Here is a 19030-nt window from a genome sequence, read left to right on the forward strand (position 1 = left end):
AAAATCTGTACCGGCACTACTGGAGAAAGATCCCGGATAGCGCCTGCCTGCGAGTGTGTGACGAGTTCAGTGGAGCGCTTCCGGGATGACAAATTTTTACTTTAATTTCAAAAGATTAAGTACATTAAACCCAAGTCGTCATCTCACAAAACACTCTGCGACATCAAGAGAACAAAGAATGCCCCTCAACCCACGCAATCACGCCCCACGCAACCCGCCTGCGGCGTCCCTACTCAAACTCATCCAAATACTCATCAAGCATATCTTCCTGCTCCTCATCGATCTGCTCTTCATCCGTCAGACCGGCCGTATAATCACGGCGCTGCAGATAAACTTCACGACTGAGCGCGTAAGGATCCGGGGAGGTTTCCAGCGTGCCTTCCTGCGGGATCAGCATGTAGCGTGTTTCCATCCCTTCCAGAGCCCATTTACCAAGGCCTGCCCAGAAGTTGAGGTAGGAAAGTGGCACGTAGGAGCTGTCGACAAAGCTGGTGGCTTTACGCGGAGTGATGGGGCCATAACCGGGAACCATCACGTACGGGCCGTGGCCGACGCCGTGATAGCCAAGCATGTCACCGAACTCGCGCTCATTGTGTTTCTTGATACCAGCGGCTGAGGCGATGTCAATCAGGCCCAGCAGGCCGATGGTGGAGTTAATCCAGAAGCGGTTAAAGTGAGTGACTGCGCGTTCACCCTTGCCCATCAGGAGATTGTTGACCACGCTGGCGGGCTCATCCAGGTTAGAAAGGAAATTGGCCACACCGGTGCGTACCGGTACGGGGACGTTTTCCACGTAAGCGACGGAGACCGGACGGACCAGGTATGGGTCGATATAGTCGTAGTTCAGATCGAACATTGTCCGGTTGAAGCTTTCAAACGGGTCGTTTGGGTGCTCTTCGGCATCATCCGGTACGCTGCTGCAGCCGGCCAGAGTTGCAAGCGTAAATAGAGCCACTGCTTTTTTTGTTTGTTTAAGTGCCATGCATCCGTTCCAACAAAAAAACCAGCCGCAGCTGGTTTTTGTTTGTTTATTATAATAATTGACTAACCGCTAGGGTATTAATAGCGTTTATCAATGGTCAGCGCAACCGCTTCACCCATTTTCACCGCATTGCTTTCACCGTACCAGTCGCCTTGTTTTGTCGCGACATTACCATCGGCGTCAATTCTGGCGCGTACCATCAGCTCAGTCAGGGAAGACAGATTCTGCCCTTCCATCATGCTGTTCCGGTCATCGAGCACCACGGTACGCGGGAATGAGCCCAGCGGGTAACGGGCCGCTGCCAGTGGCATCGGGCTGCCATCGGCGCGGTGTACCGAGACAATCAGTACCGAATCCGGAGCTGGCTTAACGCCTGGTGCGAGCTCAACCGAGACCGCGACCGTTTTGCCTGGAGCCTGGCCCGGATCAATTTTCTTACGTGCATTCTCAATACTGCGCTCCAGCATCGGGTAACGCGGGTCATCCGGAGAGATCAGCTTTTGCATCGCCCCCCAGTAACGGATCGCTGCCGCGTAGTCCTGACGCTCAAACGAATCAAACGCCAGCAGGGAGAATACCCGCAAATCCATGTGGTTCTGACGCAGCAGACCCACCAGCAGCGAACGCGCTTTATTCTGATCGAACTCATCCGATGAAAGCATCAGGGCCTGGGCATAACCCAGCTGCACGTCGGCATCATCAGGTTCCAGCTGATAGGCCTTGTGCATAGCGCCGGTGGCGGTGGTGACATCGCGGTTAGACAGACCGATTCTTCCCAACAACAGCCAGCCGGTGGCATCATTGGGTTCATTATGTAAACGGGTACGCAACGCCAGGGTGAGATCCTGCATCTCGTCTTCAGTCAAAGAGACGTTTTGAGAGTTCAGCAGCTTCTTGGTCAGTGCCGGTAAGTTGTCACTCACCTGCTGCCAGTTGGCCACTTTCTCCGCTCCGCCAAACTGGAAATAGACACCATAAGAGATAGCTGCCAGCAGCACCAGAGAAAACACAACCAGGCTGCGTGGAACATCGGCTTTTACAGCACTGCTCTGCTGCTGAGGAATGTCATCGAGCAGGGTCTGCTTAAGGTCCGCAATCAGTTCCTGCTGATCTTCCACCAGTCCTTCCTGGGTTTCTTCTTCCAGTTCAGCCAGACGGTCTTTATAGAATGCTTTGTTGAGCTCATCGCGACGGGCCTCATCATCAAACTCTTTGCGACGAATAAGTGGCCAAAGCAGGAATACTGCCGAGATAACGATTAGCGCCAGGGTAGCAAGCCAAAACTCAGTCATGTTTTTTGTCTCCCTGCTCATCATCCAGCAGCGCTTTCAGGCGCGCTTCTTTCTCTTCATTCCAGCTTTCATCCGGCGTCGGTTCAGAAGCCTTTTTCCTGCGACTGCGCAATATGATAAAACCAAAGCCAAACACGACTACGGCCAGTGGCCCCAGCCACAGTACAGAGGTTGCGGCCGTCACCGGCGGTTTGTAGGTCACAAAGTTGCCGTAACGGGCGATCATGTAGTCCACGACTTCCTGTTCCGACTTGCCCTGTTTCAGCATCTCGTACACTTTCTGACGCAGGTCCTGCGCCAGTGGTGCATTAGAGTCGCCAATCGAGTTGTTCTGACATTTCGGGCAGCGCAGGGTTGAGTTCAGCTCTTTAAACAACTGCTCCTGCTCTGCTGAATCAAACTCATGTACCTCAATTGCGGCATGAGCGGTCAGGCCAAAAGCAAGGGCGAACGGCACCAGCCATTTGATTAATCTCATTGCTTCGCCTCCTGCACATACTTCTGATACATAGGCTCCAGTGTCTCTTTCCAGTTATTCGGATTTACGTCACCCACATGGCGGTAACGGATAATACCGTCTGCATCGATAAGGAAGGTTTCCGGCGCGCCATAAACGCCCAGATCCAGCCCCAGCATACCGTCGCCATCAAACAGGCTGATCAGGTATGGATTACCTAATTGATCCAGCCACTGAGTCGCCTTGGCACGATCATCTTTATAGTTCAGTCCGATGATCTTCACCCCTTTGGAGGCCAGTTCGTTCAAATACTGATGCTCTGCGTAGCAGGTCGGGCACCAGGTAGCCCATACATTGAGCAGCAGGGGTTCACCTTTGAAAATTGCCTGGTCGTACAGACGCCCCGGCTCTGCCAGATCTTCCAGCTTAAACTCAGGTACCTGCTTACCGACCAGCACGGATTCAAGTTTGGTCGGGTCATCACCCTCTGCATTGCGGTTAAGCTGGGTTGCAAAAATCGCCACCAGGCCAATAAACAGGACCAGCGGCACAAATAACAATTTACGATTCACTGACTGTCTCCTCTACCGGTTTGCCGGCTTTTGCCTGCTTTTTCCGAAAACGGTAGCGCTTGTCACTGATGGCAATCAGGCCACCCAGGGACATCAGCAAACTGCCCGCCCAAATCCAGCGTACAAACGGCTTGTAATAAATCCGTACCGCCCAGGCATCCGTTCCTTCCAGACGCTCACCCATGGCGATATACAGGTCCCGGGTAACACCGCGGTCAATTGCCGCTTCCGTCATCATGGAGCGCGCAGTGCGGTAGAAACGCTTCTCTGCGTGCAGGGTATTAACGTACTGGCCGTTCTCAGTGATCTCAAAATCAGCGATATAGCCGTCGTAGTTCGGGCCATCTTTGTCACGCAGGCCGGAGAAGTAAAAATCGTAACCTTCGATTTGAAAGTGCTCGCCCGGTGCAAGGCGGACATCACGCTCGATTGAATAGTTCTGCACCATGGCGATACCAATAACGGTCACAGCAAGGCCGATATGACCCAGCATCATCGCCCAGTGGCTTGGCTGAAGCTTTTTCACCCCCTCGCCAAAGCTGTGGCGGTGTGTAGCGCGCTGATAGAGTTCCACTCCGTGCATCAGAATGATCCACAACGCCATCACCCAGCCAAGGAATGCCAGACCCGAGAAGTGGGCGCCAAGCATCACAACAGCAACACCCGACAATGCCAGTGACAGCAAACCGCAAACCAGCATTGGTTTCATCAGGGTGGAGAGATTATCGCGCTTCCAGCGGACCAGCGGGCCAATACCAAGCAGGAAGGCAAACGGCACCATCAGCCAGGTAAACAGCATATTGAAAAACGGCGCGCCGATAGAAACAGAGCCAAGGCCAATCTGCTTATGAACCAGCGGCAGCAGGGTACCCACCAGCACCACTACCAAGGCCGCCACCAACAGTACATTGTTAGCCAGCAACACATTTTCCCGGGATACCAGGTCGAAATTTCCGCGAACCCGCACCGAGCTGCCCTTAAGGGCAAACAGCAGCAGCGAACCACCAATCACAAACACCAGGAACGCCAGAATAAACATGCCGCGCGCCGGATCAGAAGCGAACGCATGCACCGAAACCAGAATGCCCGAACGCACCAGGAAAGTACCCAACAGGCTAAGCGAGAACGCTGAAATCGCCAGCAGTACAGTCCAGGCTTTAAAGGTGCCGCGTTTTTCCGTTACCGCCAGTGAGTGCATCAGGGCAGTACCGGCCAGCCATGGCATAAAGGAGGCATTTTCAACCGGATCCCAGAACCACCAGCCGCCCCAGCCAAGCTCGTAATACGCCCACCAGGAGCCCAGTGCGATACCCAGGGTCAGAAACAGCCAGGCCGCTGTCGTCCAGGGACGGGACCAGCGCGCCCAGGCGGTATCCAGCCTGCCGGTCATCAGTGATGCGATCGCAAACGAGAACGCCACCGAGAAACCCACATAGCCCATGTAGAGCATCGGCGGGTGAATAATCAGGCCCGGGTCCTGCAGCAGCGGGTTGAGGTCACGGCCGTCTATCGGGAAGAACGGCAGCGTACGCAAAAACGGGTTAGAGGTCAGGATGATAAACAGCAGGAAACCAACGGTGATCATGCCCATAACGGCCAGCACACGGGCTACTGACTCCTGTGGCATCCCCCGGCTGAAAGTCGCAACGGCTACTGTCCAGGCTGCCTGGATCAGCACCCAAAGAAGCAGGGAGCCTTCATGCGCACCCCAAACAGCGGTCAGGCGATAGTACCAGGGCAGCTGACTGTTGGAGTTGGTCGCCACATAAGTCAGGGTAAAATCGTTGGTATAAAACGCGTACAGCAGCACAGCAAACGAGATGCTGAGCAGTACAAACATGCCCCACGACAGTGGCCGGGCAAAGCTCATCATCCCGGTATGGTTTTTCGAAGCACCATACAGCGGGATCACGCTGAGCAGAACCGCAAACGCCAGCGAGATGATCAGGGCAAAGTGACCGAGTTCAGCGATCATTGGCTGCTTCCTTCTTTCTGATCCCTTGTATACTCAAGCGGCGCATGAACTTTTTCCATCGCTTCAGCCACTTCCGGCGGCATATAGTCTTCGTCGTGCTTGGCCAGCACTTCGAACGCTTCAATTGTGGTTGCGTCTTTCAGAACGCCCTGCGCCACAATGCCCTGCCCTTCACGGAACAGGTCCGGCAGAATACCTTCATACTCAATAGTCACTTTCGGACCGACATCAGCCAGATCAAAGCTCACTTTCAGTGACTGAGGGTCACGGAAAACGGAGCCGGCCACGACCATACCGCCAATACGCAGGCGCTGACCGACATGAGGTTTGGTACCGTCCGGCTTACCGTACACCAGCTCGGTAGGGGTATAGAACAGGTCCATATTCTGATTGAGGGCATACAGCATCAGGCCCACTGTGGCAGAAATACCCACCACCAGGGCGAGAACCAGTCCGAGCCTCTTTTTACGTCTTGGGTTCATAGGGTGTTCTCCATGTTTTTTGCTGCCTCAATACGGGCCTGACGGGCCAGTTTGTTCTGAACATCATTCAACAGCTGACGGTGACGGCGCTTACTCAGCCAGGCCAGCATCAGCATAGAGCCGAAGGTAATACCAAAAGCGCTCCAGACATAGCCTGCATAGCCCCCCATAGCGAGAAGATCACTGAAAGAATCGAAATGCATGCTTTAGTTCTCCTGTTGTGGGTTAGCGAGCTTTTCCACCCACGGGCGGTGGCTCTCTCTGGCGATAATTTCGTTTTTAAACCGTACCAGGGTGACACTGGCAAAGAAGAAAGCAAAACCAAAGATATTCAGCAGCAGTGGCCAGAGCATATCTGCGGCAATGGACGGCTTCTCAAATTTGGTGATGGTGGCGCCCTGATGCAGGGTGTTCCACCACTCCACAGAGAAATGGATAATTGGCAGATTCACCACCCCGACAATCGCCAGGATACCGGCCGCTTTAGCAGCAGTTTTCTGGTCATCAAATGCGTGGTAAAGAGCAATAACACCAAGGTATAGAAACAGAAGGATCAGTTCAGAAGTCAGGCGTGCGTCCCATACCCACCAGGTACCCCACATCGGCTTACCCCAAACCGCGCCCGTCACAAGGGCGATAAAGGTAAACACCGCGCCAACCGGCGCCATAGCTGCTGCAGCCATATCAGACAGACGTACCTGCCACACCAGACCGATGAATGCGGCAATAGCCATAGACATATAAGCGCCCATCGACCAGATGGCCGAAGGCACATGAATATAGATGATCCTGAAACTGTCACCCTGCTGATAATCGGACGGCGCAAACGCCAGCCCCCACACGGTTCCGGTTACAAGACACCCCAGCGCCAGCAGGGAAAACCAGGGCAACAGGGTGTTACTCAGCTGATATGCCCGCTCGGGTTTGGCAAAAGGATGGAGCCATTTCCACATCGTCTTATCTCACTCTTGCTTGCTTCCTTTCCTCTTCTGGGAAAGTCATACAGTAATTAATCAGTTCACACTTACGCGCAGAGACGCGCTGATCGCAAATGGGGTCAGGGTAGCGGCACCAGCCAGCATCGCCCCCAAAATCGCCAGTTGTCCGTTATATGGCATGCCCAGGCTGGCCGCATCAATGGCTGAGGTAGCAAAGATCAGTACCGGAATGTACAGCGGCAGGATCAACAGGCTCAGCAGCACGCCACCTTTTTGCAGTCCGACGGTCAGTGCAACACCTATTGCGCCGATGAAACTCAGGGTAGGGGTACCAATCACCAGGGTCAGCACTACAGCAAGCCAGGTGGAAAAGTCCAGCGACAGCAAAACAGCCAGCAATGGACTTATCAAAATAAGGGGAAGGCCAGTCAGCAACCAGTGAGCAATCACTTTCGCTATCACCGCCAGTGGCAGGGGAACCGGCATCAGCATCATCTGCTCAAGCGCGCCGTCCTGATAGTCATCGCGAAACAGCCGCTCCAGTGACAGCAGTGCAGAAAGCAGCGCCGCTACCCACACAATACCCGCCGCGATACGTGCCAACAGGTTCGGCTCAGGGCCAATACTGAGCGGAAACAGAGTCACCACGATAATGAAAAACCACAGCGGGTTAAGAATGTCCGCCTGGCGACGAAACGCTATCAGGAGTTCACGGCGGACAATGGTCAGCATGGCATTGATCATCTAGTCCCCCAGTCGTATTTTTCGCAGCAGCGGATTATCCGCAAACATATCCTGGTGAGTCGTCAGGATAACCATCCCACCCTGCTCTGCGTGATGTAAGAAAAGCTGCTCAAGAACTTTAACGCCCTGCTTGTCAATCGCGGTCAGGGGTTCATCGAGGATCCACAAGGGATGAGAGCTCAGCCAGAGGCGGGCCAGTGCCACGCGGCGTTGCTGACCGGCAGAAAGCTGGGCAACCGGGACCTCTTCGCGTCCGGCCAGTCCCACCTGAGTCAGCGCATCCCAGATAACCTGTGGCTCGCTGCGCTGCTGATGGAGCTGCTGGTAAAAATGAAGGTTTTCAAAGGCGGTCAGCTCGCGTTTAACCCCGGTCTGATGACCAAGAAACAGAAGGTCCTGATGATAAAGGTCACGGGCGGCAGCAATGTTTTCCTGCTTCCAGCAGATCTCACCCTGCTCGCGGTCACCCAGGCCTGCGATAATACGCAGAAGGGTAGTCTTGCCGGTTCCGTTACGTCCTTCAATCTGAACCAGTTCACCGCTGCTGACACTAAATGAAAGGTCTTCAAAAAGAATCCGTTCATCACGTATCGCGGTCAGGCCTGAAACTTCTAACATCTTCTGTATCTGTCTCCTTATACGAAAACTTATCTTAACACAGTGGATCTGCCTCAAAACAGAAGTACAGCTTAAGGAAAAGCGAATTCAGGTAAAATTCTGTTAACCATTTATCACATTTCAGAAAAAACTATCATAAAGGGGTAGAGACACTTCATATTCTGTTGTAAACACACATAAAAAAAGAGACCTTTTGGTCTCTTTTCAGGGGTAATTCTCAACGCTTGCCCGGGCCTTTGTTAACTTTTGCCGTGGGTTTTCGTGCGGCCTTGTCCGGGTGGCTGTTTAGTGGCGGGACCTTCTGCCTGCCTGCAATTTTGTTTTGCAAAGACATCATCAGTTCCGCTTCGGCTTTGGGCAGCTCGCACTCTTCAATCAGCTCATTGAGGTCTGCACCCAATTGTACCATTTTGCTGGCCCGGCTGTAGAGGCGACTGTCTGAGTCGGAATGCTCCAGCTCATTTACCCTGTCGCTAAGGTGCTGGATGACATCCTGCTGCTCTGCGACTTTCTGTCCCAGACCAACCATCACAGAGCGCACTTCCATCAATTGCTTGTTGGTTTTCTGCAGCTCTTTTTCCAGCGCCCGGCTCTGCTGCCTTTGAGCGTCAAAACGCCTGCTCAGCTGGCGACGGCCACGAACAAAAATCAGCAGGATCAGGGCAAAAACTAACACACTTACCCCTGCAATCAGGGGCAAGTAGGTAAACAACTGTTCAGGCATTACAGGTGAGCCATTTCTTCCCACTCTTCGTCAGTAAGCAGCTTGTTCAAATCCACCAGGATCAGCAGCTTACCGTCGCGGTTACTCACGCCCTGAATAAACTTGGCGCTTTCATCGGTGCCCACGCTCGGCGTAGTATCGATTTCAGAGGTGCGCAGGTAAACCACTTCAGCCACGCTGTCGACCAGAATGCCGATCACCTGATGCTCAGATTCGATCACAATGATACGGGTGTTGTCGGTCACTTCACCTTCCATAAGGCCAAAGCGTGAACGCGTGTCGATAACAGTCACGACGTTACCACGAAGATTGATGATACCCAGAACATAGTCAGGCGCACCAGGAACCGGCGCGATCTCAGTGTAACGCAGCACTTCACGTACCTGCATCACGTTGATACCGTAGGTTTCGTCTTCCAGCTGGAAGGTCACCCACTGCAGTATCTCATCGTTGACCTGCTCTTTTCTCACTTCTAGTTCATTGGTTTGAGACATATCTTATCCTCATTTCTGTCGTAGCCGACAATTCTTATATTTGCAGCAAGGTTACGTGCCTTACTCAGTTATCCAGTGCTTTTACATCCAGTCCGGCTTTGAGCATCTTAACCATGGCATTAACATGGATAAGAGCGCACATCTTCTCTTTTACCATCCCTGCCAGCCAAGGACGTTTACCCGGACTCTGACGCCAGCGAATTTTGTCGGGATCCAGCCACTCTGTCCCTTTCAGTTGGTCAGAGGCCAGCCCCCAGTTGCTTTCTCCCAGCATGACCACATACTGGTACTTGTCACGGTGTTCATTGTCAGCCAGTTTCTCGGCCATTGCCCAGCGGGCAGTATCTACCACATCCAGCTGATCAGTTTTATTGGTCTGAAGCCCCAGATACCAGTCCGGACGACCAATAAGGTGATTCAGCTCATCCGCTTTACGGTGTATACCACCGAGCTCATCAAGCGGCACTGCGAAAGTGACACTGTTTACATCAAAGTAAAGCACCTGGAAGGCTTCATTTCTAGCAACATTTTGCCATTCCTGCCCCAGATCTTCTCCGGCCAGGGTTTCAGGCTCAACTTCGGTCTCTGTTTCTTCCACCGGTTCTGCTGCTGCCACTTCTGACTGGGCTTCAACAACCGGCTCTTCAACCTGAGGTTCAGCGAAGGCTTCAACATCCCACTCCTGAACCTCTTCTTCAACAACTTCTTCAACCTGAGGCTCAGTCACCACTTCAACGGTTTCAGTTACCGTTTCGGTAACTACTTCTGCTTCAGGTTCATGAACAGCGGCTGCAATCTCTGCGGTATTCTGCTCCAGAAGCTGGTCGATTTCTTCCGTATCGGCAAAGCTGCTGTTTTCAAGCTGACTCAGCAGGCGCTGAACGTCCTCAAGATCCGGCACCTCAAACTCGTTAAATACGGTTTCGTTGTACGACGGGCTGTAGTCTGTCTGTGGCTGCAACTGAGGCTCTGCAGAAAAACCAGCTTCCGGCATCATATCTTCGGCAGAAACCTTCGCTTCTGACGCCGGTTCAGCGGCAGTTTCAGATTCGGCTGCAACCGCTTCCTGTACAGGGGCCTGTTCCGCCACTGCAATTTCAGCCGTTGTTTCTTCATCAGCCTGCGCTTCCAGCTCAGGCTCCGGAAGCATCTCCTCGCCAAGCAACGCGGTAAAATATTCGTCTAATGCCTGTTCACTCGACAGTACGGCGTCTTTAATCATCGAAAGCCAACCTCTCGAGATAAAGCAGCAACTGCTTGTAAGCGAACACGCCCCGGCTCCCGGAAGCAAAGTGAGAGGCAGGTAAATGTTTTAAGCTGGCATCACGGAACTTGGTGTCGATAGGCACTGCCGATGGCCACACCTGCTTTGAGTAGCTCTTTTTGAGCTGAGTCAGGGTCTGCAGCGAAGCATTGGTACGCTTATCGTACATGGTCGGGACTATGGTGGTCTTAAACGCCGTTGGCCGTGATTTCTGCATAATAGCCAGGGTACGGATCATCCGCTCCAGGCCTTTCATTGCCAGGAACTCGGTCTGCACCGGGATCAGGATCCGGTCAGAGGCTGCCAGTGCATTCACCATCATGACGCCAAGGATAGGCGGACAGTCAATCAGGACATAATCATAGGTATCAGCAACCGAACGAAGCGCCTTATGCAGAATAAGACCCATACCGCTGCGGTTACCCATCACCCGGTCAAGGGTCGCCAGCGACATATGAGCCGGGATGATATCGATGTTCTCAATATCCGTTCCCAGAATCATGGATGTCACACCGGCGCGGTCGATCTTAGGCAGCTGAAACAGGTCAAACAGGCTCGATGGCACCTCATCAGAGTCATAGCCGAGATAAGTGGTCAGCGACGCATGCGGGTCAGTATCAACCAGCAGCACACGATGACCTTTCTGACTCAGCAGGCCAGCCAGGGTCACGGTAGTGGTGGTTTTACCTACTCCGCCCTTTTGGTTAGCGACACTCCAAACTATCACAATGACTCCTTACGCCATGCCCACTTCAACCAAAATGCGCTCGGCAATTCGCTCAAGAGGCAGATCTTCAGTTGAAATTCCCGCTTTGGCGACTGCCTGCGGCATACCATAAACCACACAGCTGTCTTCATCCTGCGCCCAGATGGTCGCACCCGCTGTTTTCAGCATACGTGCACCCTCGCGGCCATCTGCGCCCATACCGGTCAACACCATAGACAACACTTTGTCCTGGTAAATTTTAGCGGCTGAACCGAATGTTACGTCGACACAAGGTTTGTAATTCATACGATCGCCGCCATCGATAATGCGCAGTTTTGCAGCACCCGGACGGCCATCGATCATCATCTGCTTACCACCAGGTGCCAGATAGGCATGTCCCGGACGCAGCACATCGCCATCCTCGGCCTCTTTCACCTGGATTTTGCACAGGGAGTTCAGACGGGAAGCAAATGCCGCGGTAAAAGTCGCAGGCATGTGCTGGATCAGCACGATCGGGTGCGGATAGTTAGCTGGCAGCTTAGTCAGAATTTTCTGCAGGGCAACCGGGCCTCCGGTCGAAGTGCCAATTGCCGTCAGCTGATACTTCTTACCTGATGCCTTAAATTTGGCAGCCGGACGCGCGGCAGCTGGCGCACCAGTCTGACGCGCTGCCGTACCCGTTACAGGACGCTGCAAACCACCCGCCGCAGGACGGCCCGGTTTAGCGGCCGGCGTTGGAGGTGGCGTAACAGGGCGGCGCATAAAGGCGCGCTTACGGGCAATCTCAGTAACACGCTTTTGCAGCAGGGCAACCGCTTCGTCACGGTTACGGGCAATATCTTCGAATTTCTTTGGCAGAAAATCGAGCGCACCCGCATCCAGTGCGTCCAGGGTAGCTTTTGCTCCGTCATGCGTCAGCGACGAAAACATCAGGATAGGGGTTGGCTGCGCTTTCATGATTTCGCGCACCGCCGTGATGCCGTCCATAACCGGCATCTCGATATCCATGGTGATAACGTCTGGCTTGAGGCGGATCGTTTTTTCGACGGCGTCTTTACCGTTGACCGCCATGTCCACTACTTCAAGGCGCGGGTCTGAGTTGATAATCTCACTTACTCGACGTCGGAAAAAACTTGAGTCATCAACAACTAGTACTCTAACCGCCATATATTTCCTTTATCAGATGCGCGAACGGGTCGCATATTTTTTCAACAGATTCGGAACATCCAGAATCAGTGCGATATGACCATCACTGGTGATAGTTGCACCCGCCATACCTGGCGTTCCCTGCAACAGTTCATCCAGAGGCTTAATCACCACTTCTTCCTGTCCGATCAGAGTATCCACCACGAAACCAACGCGCTGGCTGCCCAACTGGACGATCACTACGTGGCCCAGTTTCTGCTTCTCATCAAACGGTTTGCGTGGCACCAGCCACTTCTGCAGATAGAACAGCGGGATCGACTTTTCACGCACAATAATCGTGAGCTGGCCATCCACCACATTGGTCTTGCTCAGATCCAGGTGGAAAATCTCATTCACACTTGCCAGTGGCAGCGCAAACGGCTGTCCGGATACACCAACCATCAGGGTAGGCAGAATCGCCAGAGTCAGTGGTACCTTGATGGTGATACGGGTACCTTTACCCATCTCAGAGTCGATATCAATCGAACCATTAAGGGTGTTAATCGCGGTTTTCACCACGTCCATACCCACACCACGTCCGGAGATATCTGAAATCTGTTCTTTGGTCGAGAAACCTGGCGCAAAGATCAGGTTGTAACACTCTTTTGGTGTCAGCCTTGCAGCCGCATCAGCGTCCATCAGACCACGGTTAACTGCAATACCACGCAGCTTATCTGCGTCCATACCGCCACCGTCATCCACGATAGCCAGCTGAATGTGATCACCTTCCTGAGACGCAGAAAGGATCACCTTACCGGTACGGGACTTACCTGCCGCAACACGGGCATCCGGCATTTCAATACCGTGGTCTACCGAGTTACGTACCAGGTGAATCAATGGATCGGCCAGAGCTTCAACCAGGTTTTTATCCAGGTCGGTATCTTCACCGCGCATTTCCAGCACAATGTCTTTTTTCAGGCTGCGCGCAAGGTCACGTACAACCCGCGGGAAGCGTCCAAAGACTTTCTTGATTGGCTGCATGCGGGTTTTCATTACCGCGCCCTGCAGATCCGCCGTTACCACATCCAGGTTGGCAACCGCTTTCGACATTTCTTCGTCGTTACTGTTCAGGCCCAGGCTCACCAGACGGTTTCGTACCAGAACCAGCTCACCGACCATATTCATGATGTCGTCAAGAGTAGAGGTATCAACACGTACGGTCGCTTCAGCCTGAGGTTTCTTGGTATCTTTCGCTGCCACAGGTGCTTTCGCTTCTGCTTTGGCAGGTGGCGCCGCTTTTGCTGCCGGCGCAGGAGCCGGTGCAGGTTTGGCTGGCTCAGCCGGCTGAGGTGCTTCAGCTTTAGGTGCGGCAGGTTTTGCTGCCGCCGGCTTAGGTGCGGCCGGCTTAGGCTCAGCTGGCCTGGTCGCCATCTCAAGCTCTTCGATTGAAGGGCCTTTACCCTGACCGTGCAATTCGTCGAGCAGTTTCTCAAACTCGTCGTCGGTCATCAGATCGCTGTCACCGGCAGCAGCTGGTGCCGCTGGCGGTGGTGTTGGCGCTGCAGGTGGTGGCGTTGGAGCCGCAGCTCCGGCGCCCGGCGCTTTACCGCTGCCATGCAACTCATCGAGCAGCTTTTCAAACTCATCGTCAGTGATGTCATCACCACCGGCGGCAGGCGCGGCAGGCGCAGTTGGCTGAGCTGGAGCAGCAGCTGGTGCTGCCGCTGCACTTGGTGCGTTACCCGCCCCATGCAGCTCATCAAGCAGCTTGTCGAATTCATCCTGAGTGATTTCGTCGATAGACGAAGCCTGAGATCCCGCCTGAGGCTGCGGAGTCTCAACAACAGGTTCAGGGGTAACCACTGGCTCAGGTTCTGGTGCGACAACGACTGGTTCTGGCTCGGCTGCAGCCTGCTCGTCTGCCGAAGCTGGCTTACTCAGCCTGTGCAGCTCTTCGAGCAGTGCAGGGTCTGCCGGTGTCAAAGGCTCACGCTCCTGTACGGCTGCGAACATGATGTTCACCGCATCAAGAGCCTGAAGGATGGTGTCCATCAGGTCGGCGGTTACTTCACGCTGCCCGTTACGCAGAATGTCAAACACGTTCTCCGCACCGTGACAGGCATCAACCAGCTCAGTCAGTGCAAGGAAGCCAGCACCACCTTTAACGGTATGGAAACCGCGGAAGATAGCGTTAAGCAGATCCCTGTCATCCGGATTATTTTCCAGTTCAATCAGCTGCTCAGAAAGCAGCTCCAGAATCTCTCCGGCCTCAATTAAAAAATCCTGTAGGATATCTTCGTCTAAATCGTAGCTCATATAGTACCCCTAGAAGCCAAGACTCGACAGCAAATCATCGACGTCGTCTTGTGAAGAAACTGTGTCATCCCTTTCATGCGGGTTAATAATCGGACCTTCCGGTTCCGTTTTACTCTTACCCGATGCCTCTTGTTTTTGCTCTTCTTGTTGCTCAACACCAAAGGCTGTCAAAATTTCGACAAGCCGGTCTTCAACTTCACGAACCAGCGTAATTACGCGTCGTATGATCTGACCTGTTAAGTCCTGAAAATCCTGAGCCATCAGAATGTCAGTCAACTGACTGCGAAGCTCAGAACTGTCACCTTCAACCTGAACCATCAAAGCATCAATGCTGTGACACAGCGCCTTGAACTCACTGAGCTCAATTCGCCCCTTCATCAGTTCATTCCACTGAGGACGAACCTTCATCAGGTGACCGTGCAGGTTATCCGCCATCGGCAGTGAACGCTCCACCGCATCCATAGTGCGGTTGGCAGCCGATTCCGTTTTCTCAATAACGTATTCCAGGCGATCACGCGCGTCAGGAATATCATCCTTGGCGATCTCGCTCAGACGGTGGTCATAGCGAAACTGTTGCAGCGAGTCATGCAGTTCACGGGTCAGCTGTCCAACCTCCTGGATAACCGGGTTATCCACGGGCCTGACGATGCTTCTGACAAGATCATTTGCTTCCTGCTGGCGCTCCTGCTCCAGCAGTTCAACAAGTTGCTTCGCCTGCTCTAATGAAATCATGCTTAGAATGCCCTTTTCGCCTGTTAATCGGTGACGATGTAATCAGCGTGACAATCGACTCAGAGACGCTCAAAAATTTTGTCGAGCTTCTCTTTCAGAGTCGCCGCTGTAAACGGTTTAACGATATAGCCGTTTACACCAGCCTGAGCAGCTTCAATGATCTGCTCACGCTTTGCTTCCGCTGTGATCATCAGTACAGGGAGGTGCTTCAGTTCTTCATCCGCGCGAATATTTTTCAGAAGGTCAATCCCCTGCATTCCCGGCATGTTCCAGTCAGTGACTACGAAGTCAAACTCACCTTTTTTAAGCATAGGTAGCGCAGTCAAACCGTCGTCCGCTTCCTGGGTGTTGTTAAAACCCAGGTCACGCAGCAAGTTCTTGACAATACGACGCATTGTTGAGAAGTCATCAACAATGAGGATCTTCATATTTTTATTCAAAATCGCCTCCACTGAGGTCAAAGTCAGTGTTATTACTCATTATCTGTCCACGCTCTAAGCTTAGCACGCAGACGTTGCATTGCCTGGCTGTGTATCTGACTTACGCGGGATTCGCTTACGTCCAACACAGCCCCTATTTCTTTTAAATTTAGCTCTTCATCGTAATAAAGTGAAAGAACAAGAGCTTCTCTTTCCGGCAGGGTCTTGATTGACTCAATCAGCGCATGGCGGAATGAGTCGTCAGCAACCCCTTTGAAAGGAGAGTGATCATCCGATGATTCGTGAGGAGAAATGGCATCTTCAGAGACGCCAAGGTCTTCTATCCCTATCAGACGGGAACAGTTTATATCAGTCAGCGCATTATGGTACTGATCCAGCGACATATTCAGGTGTTTGGCTACTTCTGCATCAGTCGGGTCACGATTCAGTTGCGATTCCAGCTCATTTATTGCGCTGCTGATAGTCCGGTTCACTTTATGCACTGAACGGGGCACCCAGTCGCCCCGGCGCATTTCATCGAGCATAGCCCCGCGGATACGGATACCCGCGTAGGTCTCGAAACTGGCCCCTTTCGAGCCATCATAGTTCTGCTGAGCCTCAATCAGGCCAATCATGCCAGCCTGGATGAGGTCCTCAACCAGTACACTCGGGGGCAAACGGCCAATCAAATGGTGTGCGATGCGCTTGACCAAATCGGAATAACGTTCCAAGAACGCCGATTGGTTGCCGGGATTCCCAAATTGATCATATGTCAGCGCCTTATTCACTAAAAGGCTCTCCTGCTACTTCTGTGTTATTCAGTAAGCGTTCTACAAAAAACTCTAAATGTCCACTTGGCGTTTTCGGAATTGGCCATGTGAGAGCTTTATTCGCTAAAGAGCTTAATGCTAATGCAGCAGGCGAGCGAGGGAAAGCATCAACGACAATTTTTTGTTTTTTAACCGCTTGCCTAACTTTATCATCTAGCGGGATACATGCGACGAGCTCAAGGCTCACATTGAGAAATCGCTCTGTGACCAAGGTCAACTTTGCAAACAATTCTCGTCCTTCCCGGTAACTTCTGACCATATTGGCCACAATCTTGAAGCGCTGAACCTGATGTTCACGACTCAACAGCTTAATTAAAGCATACGCATCGGTAATTGACGTAGGTTCATCACAAACTACTACCACTACATCCTGAGCAGCGCGGCAAAAACTCACAACCATATCTGAAATGCCGGCTGCAGTATCAACCAGCAGCACATCCATCTCTTCTTCCAGGCTGCCAAAAGCACGGATAAGCCCGGCGTGCTGCGCAGGTGTCAGTTCGGTCATGGATTTGGTTCCGGAAGTCGCAGGAATGATTTTAACCCCGTGAGGCCCTTCTACCATCGCATCCTGCAGGCTGCATTCCCCGGCCAGTACGTGACCCAGGTTGCGTTTAGCCCGGATCCCCAACATGACATCCACATTGGCAAGACCAAGGTCAGCGTCCAGTACCACGACTTTCTTACCCTGTCTGGCCATACACATCGCCATTCCCAGAGTCACGTTGGTTTTACCGACACCACCTTTACCCCCGGACACGGCTATAACCTTGGTCAGGGTTGGCTGAGTTAAGCGGCGGAGGCCGCTGGCTTGATCATGTATCATATCTTTGTTCATTATCGTCCGCCGCCTAGAGTTCCTGGTTGTCGCTGTTCCAGTAGTGAGGTTCATCTTCTGTTGATTTCTCAAGTAACTCATTTGCTTTTGCGAGCATGTACTTAGGTTGTGCGATCACTATGTCCTCCGGTACGCGCTGCCCGTTGGCAATATATGCCACCGGAAGTGCATTCTCGATAACCACACTGATCACTTCCCCCAAACTCAGGGATTCATCCAGCTTGGTTAAAATACAGCCACTGAGCGGAATCCGTTTAAAGTGGTCAATGGTTTCCTGCAATACCTTGCGCTGAGCAGTGGCCGGCAACACCAGGTAACTGCTGATGGCTTCGCCGCTCTCCTGCATCAGGGTTTCCAACTGCTCGGACAGCCTTACATCACGCTGCCCCATCCCTGCAGTATCAATTAAGATAAGTCTTCGATTTCTAAGCTGATATATTACTTCGGCCAGCTGATCAGAATCTTTAGCAACCCGTACCGGACAACCCATAATTCTTCCATAAATGGCCAGTTGCTCATGGGCACCTATCCGGTAGGTATCTGTCGTTACCAGGGCTACATTGTCAGAGCCATACTCCATGGCAGCACGGGCAGCCAGCTTGGCGATGGTAGTGGTTTTCCCCACACCGGTCGGGCCAAGCAGTGCTACCACACCACCGCGGCGCAGGATGTCTTCCCTTGGCGTGGTGATCTGGTCAGATACCAGTCCCAGCAGGGCTTTCCATGCGTGGACCGGCGGGGTTTCTTCCGGAATATAACAGGCCATCTGATCGGCCAGGGTCTGAGAAACACCCATGCGCTCCAGACGTTTGATCAGCATGGCGCGGAGCGGTTCACGGCGCTCAACTTCCTGCCACATCAGGCCGGAGACCTGATGCTCCAGCAGGCGACGGATAGAGGTCATCTCTTCGCGCATGTTTTCCAGCTCTTCAGCCGAACCGGATGACTGGGCAGGCTGGCCTTTATCAAAACGGGTCGGGTCCAGGCGCGGTTTATTGCGCGCGGGCTGCGCGTCCTGGGCCAGCAGCTTCGCCAGCCCTGACTCTTCTGCCAGCGATCCTGACTGTGCGGAGCCATAACGGCTTTGTGGCTGCTGAGTACGGGCACCACCTTCACGGGGTGACTGGCGCTGCAGCAGCGCTGCCAGTGAATCTGCTTCGGTTTCTTTCTCTTCTTCGACGCCGCTACTGTATTGCTTCAGCATGCTGGCAAAACGTTTGGTCATGGAGCCACCGGCACCACCAAGGCTGACTTTGTCTTCCTGAAGCTCTCTGCGCCCGGCCTGGTCTGTGCGGCTGCGTGGCGCAGAAGAGTACTGTGCCTGTGGTGCGCGTGCCTGCTGGGTACGGGCACCCTGCCCTGAAGCCGCTGATTCGCCATCAACCGCAGCGACGATCTCGACTCCGCCGGAGACGCGCTTATTTGACATGATCACCGCATCAGAGCCGAGCTCTTCTTTCACCTGCATCAGGGCAGTGCGCATGTCTTTGGCAAAAAAACGTTTAATCTTCAAAATCGTATT

Annotated in this window: 21 protein-coding genes; all 21 read right to left on the minus strand. The window is 53.1% G+C overall.

Features of this window, described 5'->3' with window-relative positions; genetic code table 11:
* Positions 1-229: 229 nt before the first annotated feature.
* The gene (locus ACVB80_RS19505) at positions 230-982 is read right to left on the minus strand and encodes an MlaA family lipoprotein (protein WP_481082952.1); all 753 of its coding nucleotides are present in this window, start codon (positions 980-982) and stop codon (positions 230-232) included.
* Positions 983-1059: 77 nt separating this feature from the next.
* The gene (gene ccmI, locus ACVB80_RS19510; RefSeq protein ID WP_481082953.1) at positions 1060-2274 is read right to left on the minus strand and encodes a c-type cytochrome biogenesis protein CcmI; all 1215 of its coding nucleotides are present in this window, start codon (positions 2272-2274) and stop codon (positions 1060-1062) included.
* A complete protein-coding gene (locus ACVB80_RS19515; protein WP_481082954.1) occupies positions 2267-2752 on the minus strand; it encodes a cytochrome c-type biogenesis protein in 486 nt (161 codons plus the stop codon). The genes ccmI and ACVB80_RS19515 overlap by 8 nt, the downstream gene beginning before the upstream one ends.
* Positions 2749-3303 carry a DsbE family thiol:disulfide interchange protein gene (locus tag ACVB80_RS19520; RefSeq protein WP_481082955.1) on the minus strand — a complete coding sequence of 185 codons (555 nt, stop codon included), beginning with the start codon at positions 3301-3303 and terminating at the stop codon, positions 2749-2751. Before ACVB80_RS19520 ends, ACVB80_RS19515 begins: the two co-directional genes overlap by 4 nt.
* A complete protein-coding gene (locus ACVB80_RS19525) occupies positions 3293-5278 on the minus strand; it encodes a heme lyase CcmF/NrfE family subunit (protein WP_481082956.1) in 1986 nt (661 codons plus the stop codon). The genes ACVB80_RS19520 and ACVB80_RS19525 overlap by 11 nt, the downstream gene beginning before the upstream one ends.
* The gene (gene ccmE, locus ACVB80_RS19530) at positions 5275-5760 is read right to left on the minus strand and encodes a cytochrome c maturation protein CcmE (RefSeq protein WP_481082957.1); all 486 of its coding nucleotides are present in this window, start codon (positions 5758-5760) and stop codon (positions 5275-5277) included. Before ccmE ends, ACVB80_RS19525 begins: the two co-directional genes overlap by 4 nt.
* Complete coding sequence (gene ccmD, locus ACVB80_RS19535; RefSeq protein WP_481082958.1) at positions 5757-5963, minus strand: heme exporter protein CcmD; 207 nt, start codon at positions 5961-5963, stop codon at positions 5757-5759. Before ccmD ends, ccmE begins: the two co-directional genes overlap by 4 nt.
* 3 nt (positions 5964-5966) lie before the next feature.
* Entirely contained in the window at positions 5967-6713 is a 747-nt protein-coding gene (locus ACVB80_RS19540) for a heme ABC transporter permease (protein WP_481082959.1), read from the minus strand.
* 60 nt (positions 6714-6773) lie between these two features.
* Positions 6774-7442: a heme exporter protein CcmB gene (gene ccmB / locus ACVB80_RS19545; protein ID WP_481082960.1), complete on the minus strand. Its 669-nt coding sequence runs from the start codon at positions 7440-7442 to the stop codon at positions 6774-6776.
* A complete protein-coding gene (gene ccmA / locus ACVB80_RS19550) occupies positions 7443-8060 on the minus strand; it encodes a cytochrome c biogenesis heme-transporting ATPase CcmA (RefSeq protein ID WP_481082961.1) in 618 nt (205 codons plus the stop codon).
* A 217-nt stretch (positions 8061-8277) separates the two neighbouring features.
* Positions 8278-8784, minus strand: coding sequence for a DUF2802 domain-containing protein (locus ACVB80_RS19555; protein ID WP_481082962.1), 507 nt, complete (start codon positions 8782-8784; stop codon positions 8278-8280).
* Positions 8784-9278: a chemotaxis protein CheW gene (locus tag ACVB80_RS19560; protein ID WP_481082963.1), complete on the minus strand. Its 495-nt coding sequence runs from the start codon at positions 9276-9278 to the stop codon at positions 8784-8786. Before ACVB80_RS19560 ends, ACVB80_RS19555 begins: the two co-directional genes overlap by 1 nt.
* Before the next feature lie 64 nt (positions 9279-9342).
* Positions 9343-10500, minus strand: coding sequence for a chemotaxis protein CheW (locus ACVB80_RS19565; RefSeq protein WP_481082964.1), 1158 nt, complete (start codon positions 10498-10500; stop codon positions 9343-9345).
* Positions 10493-11269: a ParA family protein gene (locus ACVB80_RS19570; protein ID WP_481082965.1), complete on the minus strand. Its 777-nt coding sequence runs from the start codon at positions 11267-11269 to the stop codon at positions 10493-10495. The genes ACVB80_RS19565 and ACVB80_RS19570 overlap by 8 nt, the downstream gene beginning before the upstream one ends.
* Before the next feature lie 9 nt (positions 11270-11278).
* Positions 11279-12415, minus strand: a complete 1137-nt coding sequence (locus ACVB80_RS19575) for a protein-glutamate methylesterase/protein-glutamine glutaminase (protein ID WP_481082966.1) — start codon at positions 12413-12415, stop codon at positions 11279-11281.
* 12 nt (positions 12416-12427) lie between these two features.
* Complete coding sequence (locus tag ACVB80_RS19580; RefSeq protein WP_481082967.1) at positions 12428-14689, minus strand: chemotaxis protein CheA; 2262 nt, start codon at positions 14687-14689, stop codon at positions 12428-12430.
* Between the two features lie 9 nt (positions 14690-14698).
* Complete coding sequence (locus tag ACVB80_RS19585; RefSeq protein ID WP_481082968.1) at positions 14699-15421, minus strand: protein phosphatase CheZ; 723 nt, start codon at positions 15419-15421, stop codon at positions 14699-14701.
* A 59-nt stretch (positions 15422-15480) separates the two neighbouring features.
* The gene (gene cheY, locus ACVB80_RS19590) at positions 15481-15849 is read right to left on the minus strand and encodes a chemotaxis response regulator CheY (RefSeq protein WP_232767174.1); all 369 of its coding nucleotides are present in this window, start codon (positions 15847-15849) and stop codon (positions 15481-15483) included.
* A gap of 44 nt (positions 15850-15893) precedes the next feature.
* Positions 15894-16628, minus strand: coding sequence for an RNA polymerase sigma factor FliA (locus ACVB80_RS19595; protein ID WP_481082969.1), 735 nt, complete (start codon positions 16626-16628; stop codon positions 15894-15896).
* Positions 16621-17508, minus strand: a complete 888-nt coding sequence (locus ACVB80_RS19600) for a MinD/ParA family protein (protein ID WP_481082970.1) — start codon at positions 17506-17508, stop codon at positions 16621-16623. The genes ACVB80_RS19595 and ACVB80_RS19600 overlap by 8 nt, the downstream gene beginning before the upstream one ends.
* Positions 17509-17521: 13 nt before the next feature.
* A complete protein-coding gene (gene flhF, locus ACVB80_RS19605; protein ID WP_481082971.1) occupies positions 17522-19021 on the minus strand; it encodes a flagellar biosynthesis GTPase FlhF in 1500 nt (499 codons plus the stop codon).
* Positions 19022-19030: the final 9 nt, after the last annotated feature.

The sequence above is a fragment of the Vibrio sp. 9-16B-A1 genome, assembly GCF_056726165.1.